The organism is Pseudogemmobacter faecipullorum, from assembly GCF_020539525.1.
In the GTDB taxonomy this organism is placed as follows: Bacteria; Pseudomonadota; Alphaproteobacteria; order Rhodobacterales; family Rhodobacteraceae; genus Pseudogemmobacter; species Pseudogemmobacter faecipullorum.
Genome location: NZ_JACDXX010000047.1, coordinates 1 through 6,975, shown reverse-complemented (window position 1 = coordinate 6,975; position 6,975 = coordinate 1). Strand labels below are relative to the sequence as shown.

Here is a 6,975-nt window from a genome sequence, read left to right as displayed (position 1 = left end):
CCCGCGCCAGATCCCAGGCGCCCGGGCGGGCTGCGACGGTCAGGTTTTCGGTCACGCTGAGCGGGGCAAAACAGCGCCGCCCCTCGGGGACAAGGCCGATCCCGGCCCGGGCCGCCTGATGCGAGGCCTGGGGCAGTAAATCCTGCCCGGCAAAGCGGATCTGGCCGCGCGTCACCGGCATCATCCGGCACAAAGCCCGGATCGTGGTCGATTTGCCCATGCCATTGCGGCCCATCAGGGCCAGAACCTCGCCCTCGGCGAGGGTAAGGCTGACATCAGACAAAGCCTCGACCGCGCCATAGCTGGCGGCGATAGTCTCGATCTGCAACAGGCTCATGCCTCTTCTCCGAGATAGGACCGGCGCACTTCGGGATTGGCGCGGATTTCGGCGACGCTGCCAGTGGCGATGATCCGGCCATAGACCAGCACCGAGATCCGGTCGGCCAGGGCAAAAACCGCATCCATATCATGCTCAACCAGCAGGATCGGCGCCTGGTGGCGCAGCCGGTTCAGCAGGTGGGTAAGCTGTTTTGCCCCCTCAGGCCCCATTCCGGCCATCGGCTCATCGAGAAGGAAGGCCTTTGGCTGCATGGCCAGCGCCATGGCGATCTCGAGCTTGCGCCGCTCGCCATGCGACAGGATTGCCGCGGGCAGAGCCTCGCGGCCCGCAAGGCCCGCGGTCTGCAGATGCTCACGGGCGGACAGGGTCAGCGCGCGGTCCTGCAGCGCCGGTCTCCAGAAGCGCATCACCCGGCCCGAGGCGCCGGTCAGCGCCAGCATGACATTCTGCAACACAGTAAACTCGGGCAGAACCGAGGAGACCTGGAAGGAGCGCGCCAGCCCCAGCCGGGCCCGGGCGGCGGTATCCATCGCGGTGATCTCGCGCCCGGCGAACAGGATCTGGCCCTGATCGGGGCGGATCTCGCCGCTGATCTGCTTGATCAGCGTCGATTTTCCGGCGCCATTCGGGCCGATCAGCGCATGAATTTCGCCCTTGCGCAGGCTCAGGCTGACAGCATCGGTGGCTTTCAGCGCGCCAAAGCTTTTGTGCAGGCTGCGGATCTCAAGGATGGCGTCAGGCATGGGCTTTCCTCCGCTCTGCCAGGCCAATCAGCCCGCCCGGGGCAAAGAGCACGATGGCCAGCAGCAAAAGCCCCAACAGTGCCTGCCAGTATTCGCTGATCCCGCCCAAAAGATGTTCGAGCAGGATATAGGCCATTGCGCCCAGCACCGGCCCGATCAGCCGCCCGGTACCGCCGAGGATCACGAAGACCATGATCTCGCCCGACATATGCCAGGACAGCATCGAGGGGCTGACGAAGCGGTTCAGATCGGCATAAAGCGCGCCGGCCAGCCCGGTGATCATGGCCGAGAGCACAAAGGCGGTCAGGCGCAATGGGAAGGGGCGGATGCCCGAGGCCTCGGCCCGGGCCGGGTTCTGCTTCACTGCCTGAAGCGCCAGACCAAAACGCGAGGCGGTCAGGCGGTGGCTGAGCCCGAGGGCCAGCAGCAAAAGCCCGGCGCAGAGCGCAAAGAACCAGACCGGCTGCAATGTGTTCAGCCCGGGGAAAGTGTTGCGCACGTAAAAGCTAATCCCGTCATCGCCGCCATATTGCGGCCAGGCGACGGCGAAATAATAGACCATCTGCGCGAAGGCGAGGGTGACCATGATGAAATAGACGCCGCTGGTGCGCAGCGACAGGGTGCCGATCGGAAGGGCGATCAGCCCGGCCGCCAGCATGGCCAGCGGCCAGATCAGCAGCATCTCTTTGGTGCCCGAAAGGCCGGTCAGCGGCAGGGGCGTGCCATTCGCGGCATGGAAGGCAAGGATGCCGCAGATATAGCCACCGATCCCGAAAAAGGCTGCATGGCCGAACGAAACCAGCCCGCCATAGCCAAGGCAAAGGTTCAGCCCGACGCCCGCCAGGGCGAAAATCGCGGCTTTGGTGGCAAGGGTTACGACAAAGCCCTGGCCGGTAAGATGGGCGATCACCCCGGTGCCGATCAGCAGTGCCAGCACAGCACTGTTCAGAAGCGCAGTGCGGTTCATGCTTTTGCTCCGAACAGGCCCTGGGGCCGCAGGACGAGAACCAGCGCCATCAGGATATAGATCATCACCGAGGCAAGCCCCGCCCCCATGGTCTTGGCCGAGGCGGCGTCGGTCACCTGCGCCAGCAGGCCGGGCAGGAAGGCCTTGCCCATCGTATCCACCATGCCAACCAGCAAAGCGCCGATCAGCGCGCCTTTGACCGAGCCGATGCCGCCAATGACGATGACGACAAAGGCCAGGATCAGCACCGGCTCTCCCATGCCGACCTGAACCGACTGGATCGTGCCGACCAGCGCCCCGGCGAGGCCGGCCAGCGCCGCGCCAAGTGCGAAGACGAGAGTATACAGTTTCGCAATATCGACGCCGAGCGCGGCGATCATCTCACGATCCGCCTCGCCGGCGCGGATGCGGGTACCAAGCCGGGTGCGGGTGATCAGGAAATAAAGGCCAAGCGCCAGGCCAGCCCCAATGGCGATGATCACCAGGCGAAACAGCGAATATTGCAGACCACCTGGCAATGTCACCGCGCCCGAGAGCGCGGGCGGCAGGGTCAGGTAAAGCGGGAAGTTTCCGAAAATCCAGCGCGTGCCTTCCGAGAAGACAAGGATCAGCGCGAAAGTTGCCAGCACCTGATCGAGATGATCTCGCGTATAGAGGCGGCGCAGCACAGAGATTTCCACCAGCGCGCCGGCGGCAGCGGCAGCGGCCAGGCTGGCGGTCAGCCCCAGCATATAGGAGCCGGTGATCCCGGCGATGAAGGCGCAGGCAAAGGCTCCGACCATATAAAGCGCGCCATGCGCCAGATTGATCAGGCCCATCACGCCGAAGACCAGGGTCAGCCCGGCCGCCATCAGAAACAGCATCATGCCATATTGCAGGCCGTTCAGGACCTGCTCGGCCAGTAGCATCACTTTGGGGGTCTCCGTCGTCTTGTGGCGGGCCGGCTTGGCCCTGGCCCGCCGCTGTTAGCTCAGATCATTGCATATTGCACTGATCGACATAGGCGTCAGCCCGGTCGCTCAGCGCGGTGTCGATGATCTTATTGGTCAGCGTGCCATCCTCGAGTTTGATGACCTCGCGCATATAGATGTCCTGGATCGGATGCTGGTTCGCTCCAAAGCTGAATTTCCCGCGCACCGAGGTGAAATCGGCCGCTTTCAGCGCGGCGCGGAAGGCTTCGGCATCCGAGACCTCAGCCTTATCCATCGCCGAGAGCAGCAGATTGGCGGTGTCGAAAGCATAGGCGCCGTAAAGCGAGGGCAGGCGGCCATATTCGGCTCTGAACGCCGCTACAAAGGCCTTGTTCGCCGCATTGTCGAGATCGGGCGACCAGTTGCCCGAGTTTTTGGCGCCGATTGCGGCATCGCCTACGGCCGGAAGCACGTCCTGGCTGAAGGAGAAGCCCGGGCCGATGACCGGAATATCCGCGCCCGATTCCGCATATTGCTTCATGAAGGCAATGCCCATGCCGCCGGGCTGGAAGAAGAATACCGCATCCGCGCCCGAGGCTTTGATCTGGGCAATCTCAGGAGCGAAATCGGTCTGGCCGACCTGGGTATAGACCTCAGCGGTGATCTCACCCTGATCATAGAAGCGCTTGAAGCCGGTCAGGCTGTCCTGGCCGGCCGGATAGTTCGGTGCCATGATGAACATCTTCTGGAAACCGGCCGATTTGGCATAGGCGCCTGCGGCTTCATGCAGATTGTCATTCTGATAGGAGACCGAGAAATAGAGCGGGTTACAGCCCGCCCCTGCCAGCGCCGAAGGCGCGGCATTGGTCGAGAGGTAGAATTTGCTCTGGGCGGTGGCGGCCGGAACCACCGCCATGGCGAGATTCGACCAGACGATGCCGGTCAGCATGTCTACGCCATCGGACTGGATCATTTTATCGGCGATCTGCACCGCGACATCGGGCTTTTGCTGGTCATCCTCGATGATCAGCTCAACCTTTGCCCCCGCATCCCCCGCCTGCTTCAGCGCCAGCAGGAAACCGTCGCGCGTGTCGACGCCCAGACCGGCCCCGCCGCCCGATAAAGTGGTGATCAGGCCGACTTTGACGCCTTCGGCCAGGACTGCCACCGGCAGGCCTGCAAGGCTGGTGGCGGCAATGCCGCCAAGAAGGGCGGATTTCAGCTTCATGATATGCTCCCCGTTTCTGGTTTTGCCGGATCGTGGCTTTGTTTCACCGGCAGGCGCAAGCAAAAAGCAGCCGATCCGGGCGCGATGCCGGGGCTATAGCCCGCAGGGCCGGGAATGCTCCAGGGAAAGTTTGGCGGGCAGCGCGCTGCGGCGGTTCTGGCCGGATGAGGCGGGCGACACAGGCCGTGGCGCCGCTGTCGGGACTGCAGGTTTTCCGGTCCCGGGCAAGGCCAGGGCTGAAGCGTCAGCCTCCGCCTTGCGGCAAGCGGTTTCGGGGATCTGCGGCGCCGCGCCAGGTGGATCTGAGGCTTGCTTTTCCGGCGGGCCGGTCACCCGCAGGACGCAGGCAGCGCCTCAGCTGTGGATCGGCGGCACGGTTTCCCCGGGTTGCGGCGGGATCGGATCGCGCGGGGGCAGGGGCTGGGGATCCGGGAAGGGCTCGGGGAACACATCCGGGGCGGGTATATCACCCGGGCCGGGCGTACCTGGTGGCAGCGGGGTATCCGGCCCGGGCGCAGCTGTCAGGGCGGGTCGGGGCAGAAAGGGCAGCGCTGCAAACGCGGCGGCGGCAGGATGGGGCAAAGACATGGCATCTCCTTTGCTGCATTGCGTTGGGAGGGGGTAAGGCCTTTCCCACCTCACGCGACGCAAACCCGCCGGTGGCCCCCGGGGTTCCGGCTTTGGTGGGAACTGTACCCGCGCTGCGCGGTTTTCCCCTGAGAAGGCGATAGGAATGTCGATCAGGATACAGACAGGGGAAAGCAGATGTCGGCTCCGCAGACCAATCTTGAAAAGCAGAAACGCCGCCATATCGTGCCGCTGATTGGCATCTGCCTAGCCGCCTTGTTTGGTGTGTTTCTGATCCTCAGCTGGGGGTTCGGCGAAGTGAGCGAAGCCGATCCGGGCGAGCGTGATGCGCTTTCGGGTGAAACAGCCCCGGCCCCGGTCAGCGATGTCCCGCCCGATGCCAGCATGCCGGACCAGGGCACTGGCCTGCCCGCGCCACCCGGGGCGCCGGAGCCGGATGTGCCCCGGGCGGACTGATTGCACCGGCTTCAGCCGCCTGCCTGAGCGGGCCTTGCCGCCGGGCCGTCCTGCCTGCGCCGGGCGGATCCTGGCCCCCCGAAAGGAGGCAGGGCTGAGAGGGTGACCGGGCGGGAGGTGCAGCCTGTGGCGAAAATGCCACCAGGGATTGTTTTGAGGAAGCTGATGCAACCAGTGCGTTTCGCCCGCATTCATGATCAGAGCTGACGTGCCGCACCTTCAGAACAGGTGCTGCTGGCAGGACCCGGGCTGGCCGGAAAACGGCTGTAAGGAGCAGTAGATGACACCCCTGGCACTCGCATATTATGGGCCGGTTGACGGGCCGCAGGGGTTTTCCGGCTACTGGGGCACCGATCCTGCAATGATCTCGGTTCTGCTGGTTCTGCTGGTCTTTGGCCTGACTGAAGCCCGGCACCGCCCGGCATTCTGCCTGGCCTGGCTGCTGCTCGCCCTTGCCTATATCTCTCCGCTCGGCGTGCTGTCAGGTATGCTGTTCAGCGCGCTTACGCTGCATCATCTGCTTATGGTCAGCCTGATCGCGCCTTTGCTGGCGATCAGCCTGCCGTTGCGGCTGTTCCGGGCGCCGCTGGCTCTGGTCTCAACCGTTACCGCGCTCGCGCTGTGGTACCTGCCGGCCGCCCATGCCGCCCTCTGGGCCGATACACGGATCTTCTGGCTGATGCAGGCGCTGCTGCTGGGCAGCGCCACCGCTTTCTGGTCAGAACTTCTGGCGATGATACGCGGTGAGATGCTGCAGGATGAATGGGGCGAAACTCTCCCCGGCCAGTATGGGACCACAGGGCTCAGCGCGGCTGCGGTGATGACAGCGGGGCTGGCAGCGGCAATGGCGCTGATTGGCACCATGCTGCTGGCATCCGGCCAGCCCTTTTATGCCGGGCATCTTGCCGGGGCCGCGGCCTGGGGACTCGACCCCTTGCTGGATCAGCGTCTGGCCGGGCTGATGCTCTGGATCCCGGGCCTTGTGCCGCTGGCCCTGCTGGTCCTGGTGTTGCTGCAGTCCGGGCCAGACGGGGTGGTGGCCAGGGGCAGCCCTCCTCAGACGAGGTTATAGCATCCGCAGCCTGGCGAATGGCCGGCGGCTGCTTCTCTGTCCAGCCCCGTCAGTAGGAACAGGCAGAAAGCCATCCCGATCATCATATGGGGCGTAAACCGGTGGAGCAGGGGTGGACCCTGCGTTCGAACCCGGTCTCGCACCGGGGCACCGCGGTAAAGACCAGGTGCAGCAGCGGGAGCGCCAAGCGGATGGCGCTCAAGGGGGGCGCGGACGCCGGTGCCAGGACAGCCAGAAAGGCCTGGGCCATATGTCAGCCCTTTTCTGCTTCAGCCCCTCCGGGCGGTGAAGGATCCCGGCACCATCATCCGGCGCCGGGATCCCCCACCTCACCCAAGGGCGTTTCTGACCAACATCGCCCCGTCGCGATTCTGTCCCTCCAGGGGAATCGCTGTTGCCAGCGGCTGATTCTGCAGCGTGTTGCAGCGACTAAGCCCCCGATTCTGTGAAACTTCCCGGATATCGGGCGTGGGAATTGGAGATCTCCCGTACTCGCGCAAGTTTATTTCCCTTATTTTGCTGGTCTTGTTTGGGCTGTGGTCATTTTTTACATTTATGTGCTTGCAGGTTCTGTGATTGGGTCCTAGATACCGGCTCACCGAAACGGAACGCAGACGGAGACGGCGGCGGGAGGTTGAGGGAGGCGGCGGAAGCTGCCGGAACGACATTC

At 64.2% G+C, this 6,975-nt stretch carries 7 protein-coding genes; 2 read left to right on the top strand and 5 right to left on the bottom strand.

Translation table 11 applies throughout. The annotated features are described in order from the left end of the window. The 5 genes from H0485_RS20670 to H0485_RS20650 all read right to left on the bottom strand — a co-directional run. The coding region (locus H0485_RS20670) for an ATP-binding cassette domain-containing protein (protein ID WP_226937792.1) at window positions 1-337 on the bottom strand (337 nt) is incomplete at its 3' end. Further along, window positions 334-1,083, bottom strand: coding sequence for an ABC transporter ATP-binding protein (locus H0485_RS20665; RefSeq protein ID WP_226937791.1), 750 nt, complete (start codon window positions 1,081-1,083; stop codon window positions 334-336). The genes H0485_RS20665 and H0485_RS20670, both read right to left, overlap by 4 nt. Then, the gene (locus H0485_RS20660; RefSeq protein WP_226937790.1) at window positions 1,076-2,050 is read right to left on the bottom strand and encodes a branched-chain amino acid ABC transporter permease; all 975 of its coding nucleotides are present in this window, start codon (window positions 2,048-2,050) and stop codon (window positions 1,076-1,078) included. The genes H0485_RS20665 and H0485_RS20660 overlap by 8 nt, the downstream gene beginning before the upstream one ends. Next, the gene (locus H0485_RS20655; protein WP_226937789.1) at window positions 2,047-2,958 is read right to left on the bottom strand and encodes a branched-chain amino acid ABC transporter permease; all 912 of its coding nucleotides are present in this window, start codon (window positions 2,956-2,958) and stop codon (window positions 2,047-2,049) included. The genes H0485_RS20660 and H0485_RS20655 overlap by 4 nt, the downstream gene beginning before the upstream one ends. Window positions 2,959-3,025: 67 nt before the next feature. Next, window positions 3,026-4,189: an ABC transporter substrate-binding protein gene (locus H0485_RS20650; RefSeq protein ID WP_226937788.1), complete on the bottom strand. Its 1,164-nt coding sequence runs from the start codon at window positions 4,187-4,189 to the stop codon at window positions 3,026-3,028. A gap of 765 nt (window positions 4,190-4,954) precedes the next feature. Between H0485_RS20650 and H0485_RS20645 the strand changes: the two genes are divergently transcribed. Together H0485_RS20645 and H0485_RS20640 are read left to right on the top strand one after the other, a co-directional pair. Further along, window positions 4,955-5,233 (top strand): hypothetical protein, encoded by a 279-nt coding sequence (locus H0485_RS20645; protein ID WP_226937787.1) that lies wholly within the window; start codon window positions 4,955-4,957, stop codon window positions 5,231-5,233. Between the two features lie 280 nt (window positions 5,234-5,513). After that, window positions 5,514-6,305: a cytochrome c oxidase assembly protein gene (locus H0485_RS20640; protein WP_226937786.1), complete on the top strand. Its 792-nt coding sequence runs from the start codon at window positions 5,514-5,516 to the stop codon at window positions 6,303-6,305. Window positions 6,306-6,975 lie beyond the last annotated feature (670 nt).

Excerpts from the sequence above, each read along its gene's own strand:
- H0485_RS20660 (WP_226937790.1), bottom strand. The coding sequence starts at position 2,050 with ATGAACCGCACTGCGCTTCTGAACAGTGCTGTGCTGGCACTGCTGATC.
- H0485_RS20640 (WP_226937786.1), top strand. The coding sequence starts at position 5,514 with ATGACACCCCTGGCACTCGCATATTATGGGCCGGTTGACGGGCCGCAG.
- H0485_RS20650 (WP_226937788.1), bottom strand. The coding sequence starts at position 4,189 with ATGAAGCTGAAATCCGCCCTTCTTGGCGGCATTGCCGCCACCAGCCTT.
- H0485_RS20665 (WP_226937791.1), bottom strand. The coding sequence starts at position 1,083 with ATGCCTGACGCCATCCTTGAGATCCGCAGCCTGCACAAAAGCTTTGGC.
- H0485_RS20645 (WP_226937787.1), top strand. The coding sequence starts at position 4,955 with ATGTCGGCTCCGCAGACCAATCTTGAAAAGCAGAAACGCCGCCATATC.
- H0485_RS20655 (WP_226937789.1), bottom strand. The coding sequence starts at position 2,958 with ATGCTACTGGCCGAGCAGGTCCTGAACGGCCTGCAATATGGCATGATG.